Here is a 23,311-nt window from a genome sequence, read left to right as displayed (position 1 = left end):
GTAGAAACAAGAGGAGCTCGGGTGAAACAGGTTGTGCAGAACTACAAGAGCGGCGAGCTGGCGCTGCTCGACGTGCCGGTGCCCCGGTGCAAGCCGGGTGGTGTGCTGGTACGGAGCGCCTATTCGCTGATCTCCACCGGGACCGAGCTCATGAAGGTGTCCGAGGCCGGCATGTCGATGTTGGGCAAGGCCCGTTCCCGGCCGGACCAGGTGGCCAAGGTGGTGCAGAGCGTGGCCACCAACGGGGTGCCCGCCACCTACCGCAAGGTGATGGGCAAGCTGGACTCCTACACACCGCTGGGCTACTCGCTGTGCGGGGTGGTCGAGGAGGTCGGCCCGGGGATCGACGATGTGAAGGTCGGCGACCTGGTGGCGTGTGCCGGCAATGAGCACGCGTTGCACGCGGAGCTCAACTGGGTTCCGAAGAACCTGTACACGCCGGTGCCGGACGGTCTCTCACCGCGGCACGCGGCCTTCGGAACCGTCGGGTCGATCGCGTTGCAGGGTGTCCGCCGCGGCGAGTCGCAGCTCGGCGACGTGGCGCTGGTCATCGGCCTCGGGCTGATCGGGCAGTTGGTGGTGCAGTTGCTGGCCGCCTCGGGAGTGCGCGTCGTCGGTGTCGACCCCGACCCGGTGCGGTGCGAGATCGCCGAGCGGCTGGGCGCGGTGGCCTGTGGCGATCCCGCGTCCGCGGCCGTGGAGAGCTCCGTCGCCGAGCTGACCGACGGTCATGGTGTGGACCAGGTGTATCTGGCCGCGGGCGGGGGCAGCAACCAGCCCGTCGAGTTGGCCGCTCGGCTGAGCCGGGACCGCGGCCGGGTCATCGACATCGGCAAGTGCCGCCTCGACCTGCCGTGGAACGCGTACTACATGAAGGAACTCGACGTCCGGTTCTCCCGCTCGTACGGCCCCGGGCGCTACGACCCGGAGTACGAGCTCGAAGGCCGGGACTACCCGATCGGCTATGTGCGCTGGACCGAGCGTCGCAATCTGGCGTGCTTCCTCGATCTCATGGCGCGCGATCGCATCGACGTGGAGCCCCTGGTCTCCCACATCGCCGACTTCGATGACGCCGTGAAGACGTACCAGAGCCTGAAGGACGGCGATCTGAAGGCCGTGGCGGTGCTGTTCCGCTACCCCGAAGGCTCCGATCACCCGGCAGGCCCTGGCGCATCGGAACGGGCGGCCGAAGCGGTTGCCCCGGTGATCACCGTGCCAGCAGTGCGACGCGGCGGTGGAGCCTCGGCCCCGGCGCGGTCCGCCAAGGCATCGGTACGGGTGGGCTTCATCGGCGCGGGGAACTACGCGACGTCGATGCTGCTGCCCCACCTGGCCCGACGCGACGGCGTGGAGCTATCCACGGTCGTCACCACAACGGCGCTGTCCGCGGTCAATGCGAAGCGGAAGTTCGGCTTCGAGGAGGCGACCACCGATCTCGACGCCGTGCTCGGCGACCCCTCCATCGACGCGGTGTTCGTCGTCACCCGGCACAACTCGCACGCCGAACTGACCCGGAGAGCGCTGCTGGCCGGCAAGGCGGTGTTCGTGGAGAAGCCGTTGGCGCTCGACCAGGACGAGTTGGCCGGCGTGCTCGCGGCGGTGGAGGAGTCCGGCAACGACCGGCTCCAGGTGGGCTTCAACCGCAGGTTCGCACCACTGTTGCAGGAGGCCAGGAAGCGGTTCGGTGCCCGGAGCGGTCCGGCGAGCCTGCGCTACCTGGTCAACGCGGGCCGCCTGGAGCAAGGCAGCTGGTACCTCCGCCAGGACACCGAAGGGTCGCGGTTCGTCGGCGAGGGCGGGCACTTCATCGACACGGCGAGCTGGCTGCTCGCCGCCGACCCGGTGTCCGTGTACGCGGTCGCCACGTCCGGCAGCGAAGGCGGCGGCGACCTCCAGATCGTGCTGGGCTACCCGGGCGGCTCCACCGCCACCATCAGCTACGTCACCACCGGCTCACCCGGCTTCCCCAAGGAGACGCTGGACCTGATCGCGGACGGCAAGGTGTTGCGGCTCGACGACTTCGTCCGTGCCTCGGTATACGGCCGCAAGCGGTGGAGCAGCCCGCGGCTGGCCAAGGCCCGTGACAAGGGCCAGCGCGCCGAAGTGGGTGCTTTCCTTGAGGCCGTGCGGAGCGGCGGGCCGATGCCCATGCCGCTGGAGTCGTTGGTCGCCACCACGGCCGCCACCCTCGCCGTACAGACCAGCTTGGCCGGCGGCGCGCCGGTGACGTTGGCGAGCGGCCGATGACCACGAGCACGTCCTTGGGCTGGTACCTGCGGCGGCTGTCGCGGATGGGGCCGCGGGAGGTCGGCGGCCGGGCGGGCGACGCGGTGCGCAGACGACGCTGGCGCTCCGGGCTGCCGGACGGCCCGAGTGTGACCGGCGCCCGGTTCACCGCGGTACTGCCCGTCGGGACGATCACCGCAGTGCCACCGGACGCCGCGAAGCGTCTGATCGCCGAGGCGGACCGGCTGATGGCGGGGCACGTCGAGTACTTCGGGGTGGTCCGCGACGACCTGGACGAACCGGACTGGTGGTACGACCCGAAGACCGGGCGCCGGGCGCCCTGGGGCTACGCCTTCGACGTGCCGTACCGGAACGAGGACGAAGCCGGGGACATCAAGCAGATCTGGGAGCTGTCCCGGCACCAGTACCTCACCGTGCTCGCCGCCGCCTATGCGATCACCGGGAACGAGCAGTACGCCGAGCGGGTGGCCAAGCATCTGCGGTCGTGGTGGGCGGCCAACGCGCCGCTGCGAAGCGTGCACTGGATCAGTGGCATCGAGCTGGGTATCCGGCTGCTCTCCTGGGTGTGGATCCGTCGGCTGCTGGACGGCTGGTCGGGCGCGACCGCACTGTTCGAGGGCAACCCGGTGGCGCTCCAGCAGATCTGGCACCACCAGCGCTGGCTGGCCGCCTTCCCCAGCCGGGCGTCTTCGGCGAACAACCACATCATCGCGGAGGCTGCCGGGCAGTTCGCTGCGGCCTGCGCGTTCGGGTGGTTCCCTTCATCGGAGCGTTGGCGGGCCGACGCACTGCGGTCACTGGAACGGCACCTGCGCAGCAACACCTTCAGCTCCGGCCTCAATCGCGAGCTGGCCACCGAGTACCACGGACTCGTCCTGGAGCTCGGCCTCGCAGCGGTCGCCGAGGCGGATGCCGCCGGCGTGCCGGTCCCCGACACCATCCGGCTGGTGCTGCTGCGCATGACCGACGCGCTCGCGGCCATCGTGGACAACCGGCTACGGCCGCCGCGCCAGGGGGATGCCGACGACGGGCACGGCCTGGTCCTGGACGGCGCCGGCACCGACCGTTGGGGCTCGCTGCTGACCACCGGGGACGCCGTGTTCGGCGGGCTCAGCTGGTGGCCTGCCGTGACCGGCACCGATGTGCGCACCCCGCTGCTGGCCGCGCTCATCCGGCCGTACGCGCAGGAGGGAAGCGCACCGGCAGCGACCCGCCCGGCAAGCCGACCGGCCCACTTCGCCGATGCGGGGCTCACCATCCTGCGCGGTCCGGCGGGGATCTGGTGCCGCTGTGACGGCGGTCCGCACGGTTTCCTGTCCATCGCCGCACACGCCCATGCGGACGCACTGTCCGTGGAGGTCCGGCATGACGGGGTCGATGTGCTCGCCGACCCGGGAACGTACTGCTACCACGGGCAGCCCGACTGGCGGCAGTACTTCCGGTCGACCCTCGGTCACAACACCTTGCAGTTGGACGGCGATGACCAGTCCGGCTCCGGCGGCCCGTTCCTGTGGACCCGGCATGCCCGCAGCCGTGTCCTGGTCGCGGACACAGCCGGAGCCGCCGAAGGAACGACGGCCCGTTGGTGCGCCGAGCACGACGGCTACCAAGGCTCGGTGCACCGCCGTCGGGTGGAGCTGACCGCGGGGAGCCGGGAGCTGCGCGTGGTCGACGAGGTGAGCGGCCCACGCCGGCCCGCCCGGCTGGCATTCCACCTCGGGCCGGCGATCACAGCGGACCTGGTGGAAAGCCGGGCAGTGCTCACCTGGACCCGGGACGGCAAGGACCGCTCCGCGGTGCTCGACCTGCCCGAACAGCTGCGCTGGCAGGCTCATCGCGGCGAGAGCAACCCACCGCTGGGCTGGTACTCCCCCGGCTTCGGGCGCAAGGAACCCACCACCACGCTGGTGGGCACCGGCTTCGCCGACGGCGCCGCGCCGTTGGGGGAGTTCACCACCGTGCTCACGTTCCACGACTAGGGGGATACGTGGGAATCAAGTGGCGGAACTGGGCGTTACCGGTGGCGGCACCGGCCATGCTGGCGACCGGCTGTGTGGGAACACAGGGCGCCCCGGCGGAGCCGACCGTCGCCCCTTCCACATCGGTGGCCCGGACCGTGGCACGAGTGTGCGCGGGGCCTGTGGCCGGGCCGGCGCAGGCACCCGCGGGCGCGGTGACGATCGATCCCACGGTGGTCGGCGATCTGGCCACGAAGACCCGGAACAACCCCCCGAACAGCACGTTCTGGCTTCGACCGGGCCAACACAGGCTCGAACCGGACCGCTACGCCCAGGTCATCCCCAAGAAGGGGAACCGCTACCTCGGTGCATCGGGCGCGGTGCTCGACGGCCGGCGGACCAATCAGTACGCGTTCGGCGGTGGCGCCCCCGATGTCACCATCCGCCATCTGACCGTGCAGGGGTTCGTCGCACCACACAACGAGGGCGTGGTCAACCATGACTCGGCGGACGGCTGGGTGATCGAGCACTCGACGATCCAACACAACTCCGGCGCCGGGTTGATGGCCGGCGCGCGCCAGCGGGTCCGCGCCAACTGTCTGCGGGGCAATGGACAGTACGGATTGAACGCGTACAAGACCAGCGGCCGGGTCAGTGACCTGGTGGTCGAGGGCAATGAGATCGTGGGCAACAACACCCAGGACTGGGAGCGGCGGCGGCCCGGCTGTGGCTGTACCGGAGGGGTCAAGTTCTGGGCCGTCAACGGAGCTGACATACGCGGGAACTGGGTGCACGACAACCGCGGAGCCGGATTGTGGGCGGACACCAACAACAATGACTTCCGCATCGAGGACAATGTGCTCGAAGCCAACGACGGTGCCGCGCTGATCTACGAGATCAGCTACAACGCGGTCATCCGGAGGAACACGATCCGGCGGAACAACTGGGTCGAGGGCCGCCGATACGCCGAACGCGGCGACAGCTTCCCGCTCGGAACCATCTATCTGTCCGAGTCCGGCGGCGAACCACGAATACCCGCCCGCACCAACAGAATCGAGATCTACCGGAACGTGCTGGAGAACAACTGGTCCGGAATCACCCTCTGGGAGAACGCCGACCGGTTCTGCAACAGCCCGGCCAACACGTCGTCCGGTGACTGCACACTGTTGGTGCGGGACGTCCGCCGCTGTGCACAGCCCGCGATCGCCACCACACCGCTCCTCGCCGACTGTCGGTGGAAGACCCAGCGGGTGGACATCCACGGCAACCGCTTCGTGCTGGACAAGTCCGTCGTCGGGTGCACGGTGAAGTGCGACCGCATGGCGGTGCTGGCCAACTACGGCACCTACCCGGACTGGTCCCCGTACCAGGGCGAGCGGGTGGCGGAGGCGATCACCCACGAGCAGCGCAACCGCTGGCACGACAACGTCTACCTCGGGCCGTGGAAGTTCGTCGCCCACGACCCGAGCCGGGTCCTCGACTTCGGGCAGTGGCAGAACGCGCCCTACCAGCAGGACGCGGGCAGCACCCTTGACCTACGGGCCGGTGATTGAGATGGGCGGGGAGCTGCGGCGCGGTGGGTCATCGAGCGGACAGGCCACCACAGCCACGACAGCCATCACAGACACTGCGGACGCACAGCCCGGCGTGGAGCCGCGCCCTGTCGGCACACCGAAGGCCGTCGGGCTGGTCTGGGGGTTGCTGATCCTCAACACGCTCGGCTCCGCCGGGGCGAAAACCATCATCCCGCTGCCACGCTCCCTCATCCAGATGGTCACCATGGGCGCGCTGCTCGCCGCGTTCACACTGGCACTCGCGCTGAACCTTCGGCTGCGCATCCGAGCCAGCGCCTTCTTGCTCCTGCTCACCCTGCTGTTGGTGCCGAGCGTGATCTCCAGCGTGCACCTGGAGTCCGGGTTGGGCGCGCTGTTCCGTTGTACCCGGCTGGCTCTCTTCGTCGGGACGCTATGGCTGCTGAGCCGCTGGTGGGACGGTGGCGTGCTGTTCGTCCGGCACCACATCCGGATGTACTTCGCGGTGCTCGGGTCGGTGGCGGCCGGCGCGGTGATCTCACCGGGCGCTGCCGTCCCCGAGCTCTACGGCGGTCGGCTGGTCGGCGCGTTGTGGCCGCTCACCCCACCACAGATCGGGCAGTACGCGGCGGTGATCATCGGGCTCACCGTGCTGCTCGTCCTGGGCCGTCGGGCCGACAGGAACAGCGCGGTGGTGATCATCGTGCCGTCACTCGTCCTGCTCGCGTTGACCCACACCCGAACGGCCACGCTCGGCCTGCTCATCGGGTTAGTGTTGGCGATCGGCTCGCTCGTCCTGACCAGCGCCGCCGCCCGTCGGTTCTTCGCCTGGGCGGTGCTGTGCGCCGTGGTGGCCGCGGTGGCGCTCAGTTCCGCGCTCCAGGCGTGGTTCCTGCGCGGACAGAGCCAGGAGAACTTCTCCAACCTCACCGGTAGGGCCAAGGTCTGGGACGCCTTGCTGGCGGCCCCTCGGACCACCTCGGAGTACCTGTTCGGCGTGGGGCTGGGCGACAAGTCGTTCGGCGGGCTGCCGATCGACAACAGTTGGCTGGCCGTCTACCACGAGCAGGGCCTGACCGGTGCGGTCATCGTGGCGGCGGTCTTCCTCGTGCTGGGCGGCGTCGCACTGCTCCGGCCGCCTTCGCTCCAGCGGGCCTGTGCGATCTTCCTGATCAGCTACTGCGCCATCGCGTCGTACACCGAGGCGGGGCTGGGCGACGCCTCACCGTATCTCCTGCATCTGGCCGTGGCCGCCTCGCTGCTGACGTCGACCGCCGCCACCACACCACTCTCGACGCCCGCAGTTCCGCGACGACGTCTCCCGCGCTTTGCCCGGGGATCGGAGGTGACCTGACCATGCACGTTCTCGTAGTGCACAACCGCTACTCCTCGGCGCAGCCGAGCGGGGAGAACAACGTCGTCGATCGGGAGGTGGCACTGCTGCGCGCCGCGGGCCACCGGGTCGAGTTGTTCGAGCGACGCAGCGACGACATCGCCACCCGGTCCCTGCTGGGCAAGGCCGCGTTGCCCCTCCTTGTGCCGTGGCACCCGGGGGTACGCTCGGAGCTCGCCACCCGGCTTCGTACCGACCGGCCGGACGTCGTACACGTCCACAACGTCTTCCCGCTCCTGTCGCCCGCAGTGCTGGCCGCCTGCGCCGACGCCGGGGTGCCCGCCGTCGCCACGCTGCACAACTACACCCAGATCTGCCCGCCCGGCACCTTGCAGCGGGACGGCCGGCCGTGCACCGAGTGCGTCGGTTCGACGCCGTTGCCCGCAGTCCGGCACGGCTGCTACCGAAACTCCCGGCTGGCGACGGTGCCGCTCGCGATCAGCCTTCTCGTCAACCGGCAGCGGTGGTGGTCCGGCGTCGAGCGGTTCTTCTGCATCTCCGCGGCGCAGCGCGAAGTCCTGGTGCAGGCCGGCATGCCGGCCGAGCGACTGGCGGTGAAGCACAACTTCGTGCCCGAGCCGGGCACCCAACGCACCGGTGGCGGCGACCACCTGCTCTATCTCGGCCGACTCGCGGAGGCCAAGGGCGTGCGGCTGCTGATGACGGCGTGGGACGAGATCGCCGCGGACGGCGGTGTCGGCGTACCGCTCGTGATCGCCGGTACGGGGCCGTTGGAGCAGGAGGTGACGGCCTGGGCCGCGGGCCGGGACGACGTGCGGTACGTCGGTCTGTACGACCCGGCACAGTGCCGGCAGGTCATCGCGCGGTCGGTCGCGGTCGTGGCTCCCTCGACCTGGCTGGAGGCGTTCGGCCTGGTGGTGGCGGAGGCGATGGCGGCCGGGGTGCCGACCGTCGCGGCCGGTCACGGCGCCTTCGTCGAACTCGTCGACGACGGCGTGAGCGGGCTGCTGCACCAGCCGGGCGATGCCGCCTCGCTCGCGTCCTGTCTGCGCCGGATCACACGAGAGCCGGACCGTAACCGGGAGATGGGGCGGGCCGCCCGGCGCCGTTACGAACTGGACTTCAGCCCGACGGTCGGGCTGGAGCGCCTGGTGCATGGATACCGCACCGCGATCGCGGGGCGGTCCGGCGACGGGGACAACCCGCCGCCGGTTGGGGACAAAAGCACTGGCTCGCGGCGGGGAACCCGCGCGAGCAGGGATGGGGACAGTAGATGACACCGTGCCGACTCTGTGGCTCGGCGGCGATGGCAAGCGTCGTCGATCTTGGAGCGACCCCGCCGTGCGAGAGCTTTCTCGCCGCGGACCAACTGGAGCGACCGGAGCCGGCGTATCCGCTGCACTTGCAGGTCTGCACCGACTGCTGGCTCGCGCAGATCCCCCCGCTGATCAGCCCGGAGGAGACGTTCACGCAGTACGCGTACTTCTCGTCCTACTCGACCTCCTGGGTGGAGCACGCGCGCACGTTCGTCGCCGACGCCGTGGAGCGGCTGGGACTCGGCTCCAAGGGCGAGGAAGCCTTCGTGGTCGAGGTCGCGAGCAACGACGGGTATCTGCTGAGGCACCTGGTGGACCGAGGTATCCGCTGCCTCGGCGTCGAACCGTCGGTGAACGTCGGCGCCGCAGCGCGGGACGCGGGCGTGCCCACGCTCACGGCCTTCCTTGACCCGACCACCGGTGCCACCGTCCGCGCCGAGCACGGTCCGGCGGACCTGGTCGTAGCCAACAACGTGTACGCGCACATCCCCGATGTGGTCGGGTTCACCAAGGGGCTGCGCGCCCTGGTCGCCGACGACGGCTGGGTCTCCATCGAGGTGCAGCACCTGCTGACCCTGATCGAGCAGAACCAGTACGACACGATCTACCACGAGCACTTCCAGTACTACACGGTCGCGTCCGCGGCCCGGGCGTTGGAGAGCGGCGGGCTCTCGCTCGTGGACGTCGAGTTGCTGCCCACCCATGGCGGCTCGATCCGGTTGTGGGCCCGGCCGACGGAGGTGGCCGGCGAGCAGACCCGGCAGGTGGCCGAAGTGTTAAATCAGGAGAAGGCCGCCGGTCTCCAGGAACTCTCCGGGTACACCGAGTTCGCCGCTCGGGTGGCCAAGGTGCGCCGAGACCTCCTGCGGTTCCTCATCGAGGCGGCCGAGCGCGGCGAGAGGGTCGTCGGATACGGCGCCCCCGGCAAGGGCAACACCCTGCTCAACCACTGCGGCATCCGGCCTGACCTGCTCGCGTACACGGTCGACCGCAACCCGTACAAGCACGGCAGGTTCACCCCGGGCACCCGCATCCCGATCCTGCCGCCCGAGCAGATTGCCACCGACCGCCCGGACTACGTGCTCGTCCTCCCCTGGAACCTGCGGACCGAGTTGGTCGAGCAACTGTCCTTCGTACACGAATGGGGCGGCCGGTTGGTCTTCCCCATCCCGGAACTGAGCATTGTCGAGGTCGCGTCGTGAAGGAGATCGCAGCATGAAGGTCGTACTGTTCTGCGGCGGTTACGGGCTGCGCATGCGCAACGGAGCCTCCGACGACGACATGCCCAAGCCGATGGCCATGGTCGGGCCTCGGCCGCTGATCTGGCACGTCATGCGCTACTACGCGCACTTCGGGCACACCGAGTTCATCCTGTGCCTCGGCTACGGCGCCCAGCACATCAAGAACTTCTTCCTCAACTACGAGGAGACGATGTCCAACGATTTCGTGCTGCGCAACGGGCGCGCCGAACTGCTGTCCAACGACATCGCCGATTGGACGATCACCTTCGTGCAGACCGGCATCGAGTCACCGATCGGGGAGCGGCTGCGCCGGGTGCGGCACCACCTGGACGGCGATGAGATGTTTCTCGCCAACTACGCCGACGTACTCACCGACGCCCCCCTGCCGGAGATGATCGAACGGTTCACCCAGCGCGACGTCGGTGCGTCGATGATGGTGGTCCCCCCGCAGTCCTCCTTCCACTGCGTCGACTTGGGCGAGGACGGCCTGGTGGGAGGCATCACCGCGGTGAGCGAACTGCCGCTGTGGGAGAACGGCGGCTACTTCGTGCTACGGCAGGAGGTCTTCGACCACATCCCGGAGAACGGGGACTTGGTCGCCGACGGCTGCGCCCAACTGGCCAAGCGCGGCCGACTGGTCGCACACCAGCACCGCGGCTTCTGGAAGCCGACCGACACCGTGAAGGAGCGGGCGGCTCTCGACGCCGCTTACGCCCGGGGCGACCGTCCATGGGCCGTGTGGGAGCGGAGCGGTACGCAGGCGAAGGTGACCGAAGCGGCGAGGACACCATGATCCGACTCGGAACGGGACCTCTGAACCAGGTCGCCGTGGTCGGCGCGCACTGCGACGACATCGCCATCGGGGCCGGCGGCACACTGCTGGCCATGTGCCTGGCACGGCCGGGCATCCGCGTCGACGCGCTGGTCCTCTCGGGCGGTAGCAGCGAGCGGGAGCAGGAGGAGCAGGCCGCGCTCGCCGCCTTCTGCCCGGGCGCCGACCTCCGGCTGACCGTGCTCAAGCTGACGGACGGCCGACTGCCTGCGCAGTGGGACGAGGCCAAGGCCGCGGTCGAGGAGTTACGGGGGCGGACCGAGCCGGATCTCGTACTGGCGCCGCGCACCGATGACGCACATCAGGATCACCGCGGTCTGGCGAAGTTGATGTCCACTGCGTTCCGCGACCACCTCGTGCTCGGCTACGAGATCGTCAAGTGGGACGGCGATCTGGGCCGTCCGGTGGCGTACCAGCCGCTGTCGCCGGAGCTCGCCGAGCGGAAGGTGCAACTCCTACAGGAGCACTATCCGTCCCAACGGCACCGGCCCTGGTACGACCGGGAGGCATTCCTCGGTCTGGCACGCATCCGCGGCATCGAATGCCACGCGCGCTACGCCGAGGCGTTCGCCGTCACCAAACTCACTCTCGACCTGGGGGAATGAACCATGCGCGTGCTACTGACCGGACACCAGGGCTATTTGGGCACCGTGATGGCCCCGGTGCTCACCGCCGCCGGGCACGAGGTCGTCGGCCTTGACTCCGGACTGTTCGCCCACTGCGTGTTGGGCCCGACGCCAGCGGACCCGCCGGGGCATCGGGTGGACCTGCGCGACATCACGGCCGAGCACGTGGCCGGGGTGGACGCCGTGATCCATCTGGCCGCACTCTCCAACGACCCGCTGGGAGCGCTGGCACCGGACCTCACCTACGACATCAACCACCATGCGTCCGTGCACCTGGCCCGGCTGGCACGCGACGCCGGGGTGCAACGCTTCCTGTACGCGTCAACCTGCTCGGTCTACGGGGCTTCGGGCGGTGACGGCCTGGTGGCCGAGGACGCCCCGCTGCGCCCGGTGACGCCGTACGCGGAGTCCAAGGTGCGGGTGGAGGACGATCTGCACGCGCTGTCCGACGGCGACTTCACCCCGGTCTACATGCGCAACGCCACCGCGTTCGGCTACTCACCCCGGCTGCGCGCTGACATCGTGCTGAACAATCTGGTGGGCCATGCGCTCCTGTCCGGCGAGGTGCTGGTGCTCTCCGACGGCACCCCCTGGCGCCCACTGGTGCATGCCGCCGATATCGCACAAGCCTTCGCGGCGGCACTGATCGCGCCTCGGGAGGCGGTGCACGACCGGGCGTTCAACATCGGCAGCGAGATCAACAACGTCACGGTCGCCGAGATCGCCGAGCAGGTCGCCGAGGCGGTTTCCGGCTCACGGGTGGTGATCACCGGGGAGGCGGGTGCCGATCCCCGGTCCTACCGGGTGGACTTCTCCCGGTTCCGCGCCGCGGTCCCGGACTTCGAGTGCGAGTGGTCGGTAAAGCGCGGTGCGCTCGAACTCGCCGACGCCTACCGGGAACACGGGCTGACCCAGGAGGACTTCGAACAGCGCTTCACCCGGCTGGCCGTGCTGCGCGCGGCGCTCCAGCAGCAGGGTGCCGGCGCCGTCGACGAGACCCTGCGGTGGCGCCGATGACCGCGGCCGGCGAGCAGATGCACGAACTGGTGGAGCGGCTGTACCCACTGTGCCGGAGCATCACGGGCGACGGTGTGCGCGCCACCTTGGAGATCGTCGGCGAGTACATTCCGCTCCAGGTCCACGAAGTGCCGACCGGGACGCAGGTACTCGACTGGACGGTGCCGCAGGAGTGGAACATCCGGGACGCGTACATCGCCGACACCGCCGGCAACCGGGTCGTCGACTTCGCGGCGTCCAGCCTGCACGTGCTCGGCTACAGCGTGCCCGTGTCGGCGACCATACGGCTGGCCGAGCTGCGCGAGCATCTGCACACCCTGCCGGACCATCCGAGCTGGGTGCCGTACCGCACCAGCTACTACAAGCCGGACTGGGGTTTCTGTCTGGCCCAGGAGACCTTGGACGCACTGCCGGACGGCGACTACGAGGTGCACATCGACTCCACGCTCGCCGATGGCCATCTCACCTACGCGGAGCACGTGGTCCCCGGGCAGATCTCCGATGAGGTGATCGTCTCCTGCCATGTGTGTCACCCATCGCTGGCCAACGACAATCTGGCCGGCATCGCGGTGGCGACGTTCCTGGCCCGGGCGCTGGCGGAGACGACGCCGTACTACACCTACCGGTTCATCTTCGCGCCCGGCACCATCGGGGCGATCACCTGGCTGGCCCGCAATGCGGAGCGGGTGGGTGGGGTGTCCGCCGCTCCGGGAGCTCCTCCCGGTGGAGGGTCGAGGGAGGAGCCGAGAGCCGGCGGAAGGGTCGAGCACGGTCTGGTGCTGGCCTGTGCGGGCGACCCGGGTCAACTGACGTACAAACAGAGCAGACGTGGCGACGCGGAGATCGACCGGGTGGTGCGGCATGTGCTCCGTGCCTCCGAACGCCCGCACCGGGTCACCGAGTTCACTCCGTACGGCTATGACGAGCGGCAGTTCTGCTCGCCCGGGTTCGATCTCGGGGTGGGCTCGCTCAGCCGTACCCCGTACGCCGGCTACCCCGAGTACCACACCTCGGCGGACAATCCGGACTTCGTCTCCCCGGACGCGATGGCGGACACTCTCGCCGTCTGTCGTGAGGCATTCGCGGTGCTGGAGCGCAACCGGCGGTACGTCAACCTCAGCCCCTACGGCGAACCGCAGCTGGGGCGGCGCGGGTTGTACGAATCGCTCGGCGGCCGAAGCGATGCGAAGCAGGCCCAGATGGCCATGCTCTGGGTGCTCAACCTCTCGGACGGCGAGCACAGTCTGCTGGACGTCGCCGAACGGGCCGGGCTTCCGTTCGACACCGTCGCCGTCGCGGCCGACGCCCTCCACGGCGCCGGGCTGATCAAGGCATGACGCCGATGACCACCGGGAGTCAGAACCCGAGAACGGCGGAGCCGTCGGCGGCCCCGGCCGAAGGCACCCGGCCCAACGCCAAGCGGGCCGTCCTCGGCCGGTTGTCCTGGGGACTGGCCGACCAGGCGGTCTGTAGCCTGACCAACTTCGCGGTGGGAATCTATGTGGCACGCTCGCTGGGGCTGGCCGCGTTCGGTGTGTTCAGCCTGGCCTGGTTGACCTACGGCGTGGTGCTCAGCGTCTCCCGCGGGCTGGCCACCGACCCGCTGATGGTGCGCTTCAGCGGTGTGGAGGTCGCGTCCTGGCGCGGGGCGGTGGGCAGATCGTCGGGTACGGCCCTGGGCATCGGTTCAACCGTCGGCACCCTGTTCCTGGTGGTTGGACTCGCTCTGGGCGGCCAGCTGGGGATCGCGTTCGCCGCACTCGGCCTCGTCCTGCCCGCACTGCTCCTGCAGGACGCCTGGCGGTTCTCGTTCTTCGCCGCCGGCACCGGGCGGAAGGCGCTCGTCAACGACCTCCTGGGGGGCATCGCACTCGTCCCCGCCATGGTGGTTGCGGCCCGTGTGGACACCGTGGCCGCCTTCGTGCTCGCCTGGGGCACGTCCGCCGCGGTGGCCGCCGTGTACGGCTGCGTCCAGTCCGGTATCCGCCCCCGGTTGACCGGAGCGCGCGAGTGGCTCCGCCAGCACCGCGACCTCGGATACCGGTACCTGGTCGAGAACGTCGGTGTCAGTGGCGCGGCCCAACTGCGGGCCTACGGCCTCGGTCTGATCGTCGGGGTCAGTGCGGTGGGTGTGATCCGGGGCGCCGAACTCCTGCTCGCCCCGTTCCTCGCCGCGCTGATGGGGCTGTCGCTGGTCACCGTCGCGGAGGCCGCACGGGTACTGCGGCAGGCACCGCACCGGCTGCGCATGTTCTGCCTCCTGCTCGGCGGCGGGCAGGCCGTCGCCGCCCTGCTCTGGGGCGCGGCGCTGCTGCTGGTGCCTGACCGGTTCGGAGAGTTCGTGCTCGGCGGTGTCTGGCACTCCGCATCGACGCTCATCGTGCCGGCCACACTCGGTGTCGCGGGCGCCGGTCTCGGCGTCGGCGCAGCGGCCGGGCTGCGCGCGCTCGGCGCGGCCCGACGCAGTCTGCGCTGCCAACTGTTCGCCTCCGCCTGCTATGTCAGCGGTGGGCTCGGTGGAGCCGCCGTGGCCGGCACGGTCGGCTCGGCCTGGGGCGTGGCCGCCGCGACGTTGAGCAGCTCGGCCGTGTGGTGGCTGCAGTTGCGGTCCGCCCTGCGTGAGCACCACCAGAACTCCCTTCGTGAAGTGAGGACACCATGACCGCATCTCGCCGCATTCCACGGTTGAGCATCGGCCTGCCCGTGTACAACGGCGAGGAGTACCTCGCCGAGGCGTTCGACGCCCTGCTCGGCCAGACCTACGAGGACTTCGAACTGGTCGTGTCCGACAACGCGTCGACCGACGGGACCCAGGACATCTGCCGTCGGTACGCCGCGCAGGACACGCGCATCCGGTACGTACGGCTACCGAAGAACATCGGCGCCGCACCGAACCACAACCATGTGTTCACCGAATGCCGCAGCGAGCTGTTCAAGTGGGCTTCACACGACGACCTGTACGCCCGGGACCTGCTGCAACGCTGCGTGGAGGCGTTGGACGAGCGGCCGGAGGTGATTCTCGCCCACACCGGCCAGGCGGTCATCGACGGCGACGGCCAGGTGAAAGTCCCGTACGACTACGGGCTCGCCACCGACTCGCCGCACGCTCCGGAGCGCTTTCGCAGTCTGCTGTTCGAGCCCGGTGGCGACGACTTCTACGGGGTGATGCGGGCCGATGTGCTGCGCCGGGTGAAGCCGCACGACAGCTACCACCACGCGGACCGCACGTTCGTCGCTGAGATCACCCTGCACGGGCCCTTCCACCAGGTGCCGGAGTTGATGTACTTCCGCCGCGACCACCCCACCCGCGCCGAGCGGGCGAACCCGGGCAAGCGCGCCCGGTGCGTCAATCTGGACCCGCGGCGGGCAGGGGCGTTGCATCCGACGCCCCGGCTGCTCGCCGAGTACGTCTGGGGCTTCGTCGCGGCGATCCGGCGGGCGCCGTTGTCCCCGGCCGACCGCCGGGCGTGCTACGGCCACCTGGCCGCATGGATGACCAGCCGGGTCCGGCCGGGCGCCGGTGAGCGGGTCGAGGACCGTGCCCCGGTGGACCCGAGCAGGCTCACCGTCTCCGTCGACGCCCTCGTCGCCGGCCGTGAAGGCAGGCAGGCATGAAGTCCCCGCACGGAACTCCGGTGCGTGTCGGGGTGTTCGGTCTGCTCGGCTCCGGCAACCTCGGCAACGACGGGTCGCTCGAAGCCATGCTCGGGTACCTCCGCGCCAAGCACCCGGAGGCGGTCGTGGACGCGCTGTGCGGTGGGCCCGAGGTCGTCGAGGCCCGGTACGGGATCCCCGCGACGCGACTGCACTGGTACCGCGGGGAGTACCGGACCGCGTCACGTGCGGGCGCGATCGCGGGGAAGGGCCTGGGCAAACTCGTCGATGCCTTCCGCACCGCTGCCTGGGTGCGCCGGCACGATGTGGTGATCATCCCCGGCATGGGCGTCCTGGAGGCGACGCTGCCACTGCGGCCGTGGGGCTTTCCCTACTCGCTGTTCCTGCTCTGCGCGAGCGGCCGGCTGTTCGGTACCCGGGTCGCGCTCGTCAGCGTCGGCGCCGCCGCGATCGGCAGTCGACCCACACGCGCCCTGGTGCGCTGGTCGGCGCGGCTGGCCACGTACCGGTCGTACCGGGATGCCCCGTCCCGCGACGCGATGCGGGCGATGGGCGTGGACACCGCGCGTGACGAGGTCTATCCGGACCTGGCGTTCGCGCTGCCGACACTGCCCCGGACCGGGACCGGCACGCCCCCGGGGGCGCCGGGCCCGGTCTGCGTCGGCGTCATGGCCTTCCACGGCAGTAATGACGACCGCGCCCGGGCGGAGGAGATCTATCGGCGCTACCTCGACGGGACCACCCGCTTCGTCCGCGCGCTGGTCGAGGACGGCAGGCCGGTCCGACTGCTCACCGGCGACGGGGTGGATACGGCGGTGGTCGCCTCGATCCTCGACACGGTGGACTCGCCGCTGGTCACCGCTGCCGAGGCGTCTTCGGTGACCGATCTGATGAAGGAGATGGCGGCTGCCGACACCGTGGTGGCGACCCGGTACCACAACCTGATCTGCGCACTGAAGGTCGGTACGCCGACGCTCTCGCTCAGCTATGCGGCAAAGAGCGACGCACTCATGGCTCAGATGGGACTGGAGGCGTACTGCCACCCGGCCCGCGAGGTCGACGCCGACCGGCTGCTCAAGCAGTTCCGGGAACTTGAGCAGAGCTCGGCTGAGGTCCGACGGACCCTCATCGAGCGAAACGCGGTCGCCGTCCAGCGCCTTGAGCACCAGTTCACCGCCTTGACCGCGGTCCTCTTCCCGACGACCGACCACACCCACGCCACCACCCTGCGGAAGGCTCCATGAAAGCGATCGAAGTCCCGGCCATCACCGGCGCATACCAGTTCGAGCCGACCCCGTACGCCGACGAGCGCGGCTTCTTCTGCCGCACCTTCGACGCCGACGTGGTCCGCTCGGTGGGCCTCGACCCGGACGCCTTCGTCCAGTCCAGCGTCTCCCGCTCGGTCCAGGGGGTGCTGCGCGGCCTGCATCTGCGCTCCGGAGCCGGCGAGGCCAAGCTGGTCCGGTGCTCGTACGGGAGGATCTTCGACGTCGTCGTGGACCTGCGGAGAGACTCGCCGACCTACCTCAATCGGGCCTTCTTCGAGCTGTCCGGCGAGACACAGGTGACCCTGTACATCCCGGCGGGGTGCGCGCACGGCTTCCAGGCACTGACCGGGACCGCGGACGTCTCGTACCGGATCGACCGCCCGCACAACCCGACCGAGGACGTGACGATCGCCTTCGACGACCCGGAGCTCGCCATTCCCTGGCCGCTGCCGGTCACATCGATGTCCGCACGGGACCGGGAGGCGCCGAGCCTCGCCGAGGTCCTCCAGCACCAGAAGAGTTGAGGGTCGGCGTGTACACCCAAGGCATCGCAGGCACCGAAGAGTTCCTCCTGCCCCGGTCTCGGCTCGCGAACGAGCGGCTGCACGCCCTGGTCCCCGGGGGCGCGCACACCTACGCCAAGGGCGACGACCAGTACCCCGAGAACCTGGCCCCGATCATCAGTCACGGCCACGGCGCCCATGTGTGGGACGTCGACGGCAACCGCTACATCGAGTACGGCTCCGGACTGCGTTCGGTCAGTCTCGGCCACGCCCATCCACGCGTGATCGAGGCGGTGCGGCGGGAACTCGACCGTGGCAGCAACTTCGTCCGGCCGTCCATCGTGGAGGTCGAGGCAGCGGAACGCTTCCTGGCCACCGTGCCGACCGCAGAGATGGTGAAGTTCACGAAGAACGGCTCCGACGCCACCACGGCCGCGGTGCGCCTCGCCCGCGCCGTCACCGGGCGCCAACGGGTGGCCATCTGCGGCGATCATCCGTTCTACTCCGTCGACGACTGGTTCATCGGCACCACGCCGATGTCCGCGGGGATTCCGGCGGCGACCACCGAGCTCACCGTGGCATTCCCCTACGGGGACCTGGCCGCCACGGAGGAGTTGCTCACCCGGTATCAGGGCGAGGTCGCCTGTCTGATCCTCGAACCCGCCGACCACACCGGGTCCTCGCCCGGTTCTTCCCTTCGCTCCGGCGAGGAGGACCCCACTGCCGGATATCTGGCCGGGCTAAGAGAGTTGGCCCACCGGCACGGCTGCGTACTGATCTTCGACGAGATGATCACCGGCCTCCGCTGGTCCGAGGCGGGTGCGCAGGGCCTGTACGGCGTCGTCCCCGATCTCTCCACGTTCGGCAAGGCACTGGGCAACGGGTTCGCCGTCTCCGCGCTGGCCGGACGCCGTGAGCTCATGGAGCGGGGCGGGCTGCGTCACTCCGGCGACCGAGTGTTCCTGTTGTCCACCACGCACGGTGCGGAAACACACTCGCTGGCCGCCGCGATGGCCGTGCTGACCACCTATGTCGAGGAAGGTGTCACCGCGCAATTGCACGCCCTCGGGGAGCGGTTGGCGGCCGGAGTGCGCGAAGCGGCGGCCAGCATGGGCGTCGGTGACCACATCGTCGTCCGGGGCCGGGCCAGCAACCTGGTCTTCGCCACCCTCGACGAGAACCGGAAGCCTTCGCAGGAGTACCGGACCCTGTTCCTGCGCCAACTCCTCATGGGCGGGGTGCTCGCCCCGTCGTTCGTGGTGAGCAGCGCGCTCGACGACGCCGACATCGACCACACCATCGACACGGTGGCCCAGGCATGTGCGGTGTACCGGAAGGCACTGGACGCCGGTGACCCCACTCCCTGGCTGGCCGGGCAACCGGTGAAGCCCGTGTTCCGACGCCTCGCATGAGGTGACGTCAGCGGCGCCCCTGCCGGCCGGCGTCAGCCATCCGATCGACCAGCCACGCGGTCGCCGGTACCACTGCCAGCGCGGTGCACCAGCCCCCGAGGACATCGGTCGGGTAGTGCGCCCCCAGAGCGATCTGGGCCCACCCCATGGCTGCGCCGGCAACCAGCGCCGCGGCGAGTACGAAGAGGGTGCTGCCCGTCCTGCCGAGGTCGAGCCGGCCGATCGCGAGCAGCGCCACCATGAGGGCGAGCGCGGTGAAGAAGGCGGTGTGCCCGCTCGGGTAGGCCAGGTGGTCGCCGTGGATGGTGCGTCCCACCAGGGGCTTGAGCAGCTTCGTCGCCCCCACGGTGAGGCCGGCGCCGACAACGATGAGTACCGCCGCGCGGGGTCGCCGAAGCAACAGACAGCAGGTCACTGCGCCGAGGACCAGCACCGCCGCTCCCGCGGGCTCACCCAGGAAGTCCGTGGCCAGAGCGACATTCCGCCAGGGCTGCTGCACACCGTCCACCGCCGGTTGGATCCATGCGTCCATCGTGCCGGGCTGGTCGTGGCCTGCATACAGGACAGCGACCGCAACGGCCGTCAGGGTGGCGAGGGCCGCGATCAGCCCGAGCCATGCACGCAGTGCCGGGGGGAGTACCGCGGACGGCGGGCGGCCGGTCACCTGTCCACCGCTTCCGGTCGGCTGAGGGTGGCTTGTTGTGATGGGTGGTCGGCATGGGTGCGGCCACCGGCGTCCGGTCCAACGAGCGCATGCTCCACCAGCCGGCTCCCACCGTGCATCAACGGTCTGTCGATCCGGTGACCCGCCGCAACGACCAACGGGCCGCTCGGTCGCCCACCATCCGGTATAGGCCCCAAAGCAACCGAGATCCCCATCACCTCAGAATCGATCCCTACATGCCGACCCGGTTCTCAAACTGGTCATGGTGCAGGGTACGTTGGCGCGGTCGGGAGGGGCGCTGGTTACGTCAGCCGGGTTCCGCGCCGCCGACGATGAAGCCTCCATGGGGACGCATTTCGGTGATACGACCCTGTCATCGTGAACCGGCCTTCGCACTGCTGTGTAGCGAATTGGCCGTCCCACTGCGCGTCCGCGTCCGCGATCCTATGCTGACACCGAGAGGTGCAGACGGCCTGGGGAGCATGCCTGGTGAAGGCAGCAGACAGGAGAACGTCAGTGTTGAAGTCGGGGATCAAGCGGCTCTTGGGGCGCGCTGGATTCGACATCGTGCGCAGCACCAACAACTTGGGAGGGGTCGACGACTTCATCCCGTTCGAAGCAACGATGCGGGCGGCGCGGGCGGCCGGTCTGTCGGTCGGTGACCACATCGACCAGGTCATGAACGGGACGCCCGGCGCCACCCAGTCCACCATCGATGAACTAGGCGCTCTCGGCGTCTTCGCCGCCAAGCCGAACACGGTGCTGGAGATCGGCCCCGGGTCCGGACGGTACCTGGAGAAGACGCTCAAGGAGTGTTCACCAGACCGCTACGAGATCTATGAGACGGCAGCGCCCTGGGCGAACTACCTGGTGGAGACTTTCAGCGTGGTCGCCCAACCGACTGCCGGATCCAGTCTCGCCCCGACACCCGACGAAAGCGTCGACCTGGTTCAGGCCCACAAGGTCTTCAACACAGTGACCTTCCTCTGTGCCTCCCGCTACTTCTTCGAAATGGCACGCGTGACGCGGCCCGGTGGTCGGATCGTCTTCGACGTCATGACGGAGACCTGCCTGGACCCGGCCGGGGTACGCGCCTGGGCTACGCAGGGCGGCGCGGGTCACGGCTCCTACCCGGCAGCCATGCCTCGTCGGACCTGCGTGGACCTCTTCGCCACCCTCGGCTGCCGACTGAAGGCCAGCTTCCTGGCACCCATGGGCATCGCCTCGACGGAGGTGCTCGTCTTCGAGAAGGGGGCTTGACCCTCAAAAGGCTTCTGCTTGGCGATCGAAACGGGCGGTGGGAGGAGCGGCGGAGTGATCCGCCGCTCCTCCCGGCCATGTGTGCCACTCCCCCGCCAGGATCGATGCCTGAGCAAGCGCTGCTGGCCAGAGGGCGGCATCGAAGGCTTTGAGCAGGCCATCCGCCAGGGCAGGACCTAGACGCCGCTGCACTGCGGTGATCAGGATTCCGAGCACACCACCGGTTCGGCCGCGCCTTCAACGCCGTCGGCTCGGCGGGTGATCTGCAACGTGGGTGACCCCGGTCGAGAAGGACACCCTCGCATGCCGGAAAACCGGCCATCCTCGCGAGCGGCTTCAAGTGTGCCGGTCTCGTCGACCCACTGCGGCACGCCGGGGTGTGGGGGCGGGGGCGGCCGGGTGCTGCGTACGTTCGGGTGGTCTGCGGTGGGCAGAGCCCGTGTGAGACGACGGTGAGGCAGGCGCGTCGCTACTTTGACCGCCGTATACCACATCGAAATGAATGGTGATAAATGAGAAGAATGTGGACGGGAGTCGGGGTGGCGCTCACGCTCGCCACCGGCGCGGTCGTCTGGGCCGTCACGACGCATGCGGACCCGACATCGAACGATGCCGTGCTCGACCATGCGAACGGCAAGATGCTGGCGGCCGACGCCTTGTTGGAATCCGGTCTGTTGCAGATCCGTCACCAGGACATTCCCAACGCGAAAGTGACCTTCAAACGGGTCCTGGCCCTGGACCCGAAGAACAAGTTCGCCTGGTACAACCTCGGCGTCCTCGCCCAGAACGAGGGCCGCCAGGCGGACGCCCACCACGCCTACGACACGGCGCTGAAGACCGACTCGTCATACACCTCTGCCCTCTTCAACAAGGCCCTGTTGCTGGAGACGGGTGATCCCGACGCGGCACTCAACCTCCTGCGGCGGGCCGTCGCCGCCGACCCGAAGGCGTCCACCGCCCATTTCCACATCGGCGAGACGCTGGCCCGGAAGGGTCTGGACAAGCAGGCGCGGGCCGCCTACCACCAAGCAGTCGAGCTCGACCCGTCCCTGCACTCCCACGTACCGGAGGCATTCGGAGGGTCGGCCGCACCCTACCGCGCGCCCGACGAGAGCACCGAAACCACCGAAACCACCGAGAGCTCCTAGACCCCAGGCAGGTATCTTCCCATGGCATCGACCGCGACACCCAAGTTCTCCGTCTTCACCCCCAGCCACCGCCCACGATTCCTGGACGAGTGCCTGACGACGCTTCAGGCACAGTCCTGTCAGGACTGGGAGTGGGTCGTCCTCCTCAACAACGGCGCCCGGTGGCGGCCAGAGCAACCCGACGAGCGGATCCGCGTGGAGATCGCCGACGACATCCGGGGCGTCGGCGCGACGAAGCGCAGGGCCTGCGAACTGGCCCGCGGCGAGATCCTGGTGGAGCTCGACCATGACGACCTGCTGGCCCGCGACTGTCTGGCCGAGCTGGGGAAGGCGTTCGACGAGAACCCGGACGCCGTCTTCGTCTACAGCAACACCGCCCAGATCACCGAGGACGGCGGGCGGGACGACACCCGGTTCAACGAGACGTACGGCTGGCAGTACGAGGAGGTGCTCGTCGACGGACGGCAACTGCTGGCCGCGAAGACCATGGCGCCGACGCCGCACAACGTCTCGTACATCTGGTACGCGCCCAACCACGTGCGCGCGTTCCGCAAGGACGCCTATACGAAGGTCGGTGGCTACGACGCCACCCGTTCGGTCCTGGACGACCAGGACCTGATGTGTCGACTGTTCCAGGTGGGCGACTTCCATCACATCAAGAGCTGCCTCTACCTCCAGCGTATGCACGCGGGAAACACCCAACGCGACGCAGAGGTCAACGCACACATCCAGCAGGAGACGGTCGCCCTCTACGACAAGTACGTCGAAGCCAATGCCCTGGCCTGGAGCCGGCGCCATGGGCTGCTCGCGCTGGACCTGGGCGCGGCCCACCGAAAGCCTCCGGGCTATCTCGGTGTGGACCAGCACCCGGGGGAGGGCGTGGACATCGTGGCGACGCTGCCCGACCCACTGGACCTGCCGGATAACTCGGTCGGGCTGATCCGCGCGGTGGACTTCCTGGAGCACGTGCCTGCGAAGGTGCCGCTGATCAACGAGCTGTACCGGCTGCTGGCACCCGGTGGAATGCTGCTGACCACGACACCTAGCTCGGACGGGCGCGGGGCCTACCAGGACCCCACCCACGTCGCGTTCTACAACGAGAACTCCTTCTGGTACTACACGGACAACCAGTACCGGACCTTCGTCCCCGAGATCGAGGCGCGCTTCCAGAGTTCCCGACTGGTGACGTACTTCCCGACCGAGTGGCACTCCTCGAACAACATCTCCTACGTGGTGGCGAACCTCATCGCCATGAAGGAGGGTGCGACACGCTGCGGCGGGCCGTTGTTGGTCTGAGTCGACTCCACGACTGGTGTGC

The 23,311-nt window shown here is 69.2% G+C and carries 19 protein-coding genes; 18 read left to right on the top strand and 1 reads right to left on the bottom strand.

The window, feature by feature from the left end; genetic code table 11:
- Positions 1–21 precede the first annotated feature (21 nt).
- The 15 genes from OID54_RS34845 to OID54_RS34775 are packed head-to-tail and all read left to right on the top strand — an operon-like array spanning position 22 to position 18,921.
- Positions 22–2,247, top strand: coding sequence for a bi-domain-containing oxidoreductase (locus OID54_RS34845; RefSeq protein WP_329026195.1), 2,226 nt, complete (start codon positions 22–24; stop codon positions 2,245–2,247).
- Positions 2,244–4,226 carry a heparinase II/III family protein gene (locus OID54_RS34840; RefSeq protein WP_329026193.1) on the top strand — a complete coding sequence of 661 codons (1,983 nt, stop codon included), beginning with the start codon at positions 2,244–2,246 and terminating at the stop codon, positions 4,224–4,226. The genes OID54_RS34845 and OID54_RS34840 overlap by 4 nt, the downstream gene beginning before the upstream one ends.
- Positions 4,227–4,234: 8 nt before the next feature.
- On the top strand, positions 4,235–5,758 hold the full coding sequence (locus OID54_RS34835) for a right-handed parallel beta-helix repeat-containing protein (RefSeq protein WP_329026191.1): 1,524 nt from the start codon (positions 4,235–4,237) through the stop codon (positions 5,756–5,758).
- 1 nt (position 5,759) lies between these two features.
- Positions 5,760–7,091, top strand: a complete 1,332-nt coding sequence (locus tag OID54_RS34830) for an O-antigen ligase domain-containing protein (RefSeq protein WP_443055821.1) — start codon at positions 5,760–5,762, stop codon at positions 7,089–7,091.
- A 2-nt stretch (positions 7,092–7,093) separates the two neighbouring features.
- Entirely contained in the window at positions 7,094–8,368 is a 1,275-nt protein-coding gene (locus OID54_RS34825; protein WP_329026187.1) for a glycosyltransferase, read from the top strand.
- Positions 8,365–9,609, top strand: a complete 1,245-nt coding sequence (locus OID54_RS34820) for a class I SAM-dependent methyltransferase (RefSeq protein ID WP_329026185.1) — start codon at positions 8,365–8,367, stop codon at positions 9,607–9,609. The genes OID54_RS34825 and OID54_RS34820 overlap by 4 nt, the downstream gene beginning before the upstream one ends.
- A gap of 13 nt (positions 9,610–9,622) precedes the next feature.
- Positions 9,623–10,441 carry a glucose-1-phosphate cytidylyltransferase gene (locus OID54_RS34815; RefSeq protein ID WP_329026183.1) on the top strand — a complete coding sequence of 273 codons (819 nt, stop codon included), beginning with the start codon at positions 9,623–9,625 and terminating at the stop codon, positions 10,439–10,441.
- The gene (locus tag OID54_RS34810) at positions 10,438–11,085 is read left to right on the top strand and encodes a PIG-L deacetylase family protein (RefSeq protein ID WP_329026181.1); all 648 of its coding nucleotides are present in this window, start codon (positions 10,438–10,440) and stop codon (positions 11,083–11,085) included. The genes OID54_RS34815 and OID54_RS34810 overlap by 4 nt, the downstream gene beginning before the upstream one ends.
- A gap of 3 nt (positions 11,086–11,088) precedes the next feature.
- Positions 11,089–12,123, top strand: coding sequence for an NAD-dependent epimerase/dehydratase family protein (locus tag OID54_RS34805; RefSeq protein ID WP_329026179.1), 1,035 nt, complete (start codon positions 11,089–11,091; stop codon positions 12,121–12,123).
- Positions 12,111–13,460 carry a DUF4910 domain-containing protein gene (locus tag OID54_RS34800; protein WP_329026177.1) on the top strand — a complete coding sequence of 450 codons (1,350 nt, stop codon included), beginning with the start codon at positions 12,111–12,113 and terminating at the stop codon, positions 13,458–13,460. Before OID54_RS34805 ends, OID54_RS34800 begins: the two co-directional genes overlap by 13 nt.
- A complete protein-coding gene (locus OID54_RS34795; RefSeq protein ID WP_329026175.1) occupies positions 13,457–14,785 on the top strand; it encodes a hypothetical protein in 1,329 nt (442 codons plus the stop codon). The genes OID54_RS34800 and OID54_RS34795 overlap by 4 nt, the downstream gene beginning before the upstream one ends.
- On the top strand, positions 14,782–15,738 hold the full coding sequence (locus OID54_RS34790; RefSeq protein ID WP_329026173.1) for a glycosyltransferase family 2 protein: 957 nt from the start codon (positions 14,782–14,784) through the stop codon (positions 15,736–15,738). Before OID54_RS34795 ends, OID54_RS34790 begins: the two co-directional genes overlap by 4 nt.
- Positions 15,735–16,982 (top strand): polysaccharide pyruvyl transferase family protein, encoded by a 1,248-nt coding sequence (locus OID54_RS34785; protein WP_329026171.1) that lies wholly within the window; start codon positions 15,735–15,737, stop codon positions 16,980–16,982. The genes OID54_RS34790 and OID54_RS34785 overlap by 4 nt, the downstream gene beginning before the upstream one ends.
- Positions 16,979–17,530: a dTDP-4-dehydrorhamnose 3,5-epimerase family protein gene (locus OID54_RS34780; protein ID WP_329026169.1), complete on the top strand. Its 552-nt coding sequence runs from the start codon at positions 16,979–16,981 to the stop codon at positions 17,528–17,530. The genes OID54_RS34785 and OID54_RS34780 overlap by 4 nt, the downstream gene beginning before the upstream one ends.
- 8 nt (positions 17,531–17,538) lie before the next feature.
- A complete protein-coding gene (locus tag OID54_RS34775; protein WP_329026167.1) occupies positions 17,539–18,921 on the top strand; it encodes a glutamate-1-semialdehyde 2,1-aminomutase in 1,383 nt (460 codons plus the stop codon).
- Between the two features lie 7 nt (positions 18,922–18,928).
- On the opposite strand, the gene OID54_RS34770 is transcribed toward OID54_RS34775, so the two are convergent.
- A complete protein-coding gene (locus OID54_RS34770; RefSeq protein WP_329026166.1) occupies positions 18,929–19,585 on the bottom strand; it encodes a phosphatase PAP2 family protein in 657 nt (218 codons plus the stop codon).
- Positions 19,586–20,128: 543 nt separating this feature from the next.
- On the opposite strand from OID54_RS34770, the gene OID54_RS34765 reads away from it, so the two are divergent.
- The 3 genes from OID54_RS34765 to OID54_RS34755 all read left to right on the top strand — a co-directional run bounded on the left by OID54_RS34765 (position 20,129) and on the right by OID54_RS34755 (position 23,289).
- Positions 20,129–20,845: a methyltransferase domain-containing protein gene (locus OID54_RS34765; RefSeq protein WP_329027957.1), complete on the top strand. Its 717-nt coding sequence runs from the start codon at positions 20,129–20,131 to the stop codon at positions 20,843–20,845.
- Positions 20,846–21,357: 512 nt separating this feature from the next.
- Positions 21,358–21,993, top strand: a complete 636-nt coding sequence (locus OID54_RS34760) for a tetratricopeptide repeat protein (protein ID WP_329026164.1) — start codon at positions 21,358–21,360, stop codon at positions 21,991–21,993.
- 21 nt (positions 21,994–22,014) lie between these two features.
- A complete protein-coding gene (locus OID54_RS34755) occupies positions 22,015–23,289 on the top strand; it encodes a glycosyltransferase (RefSeq protein ID WP_329026162.1) in 1,275 nt (424 codons plus the stop codon).
- The last annotated feature ends 22 nt before the right edge of the window (positions 23,290–23,311 follow it).

Origin of the sequence: Streptomyces sp. NBC_00690, from assembly GCF_036226685.1 — a bacterium.
GTDB lineage: Bacteria > Actinomycetota > Actinomycetes > Streptomycetales > Streptomycetaceae > Streptomyces.
The sequence above is the reverse complement of the archived record's forward strand: the minus strand, read 5'-3'. Positions and strand labels throughout refer to the sequence as shown.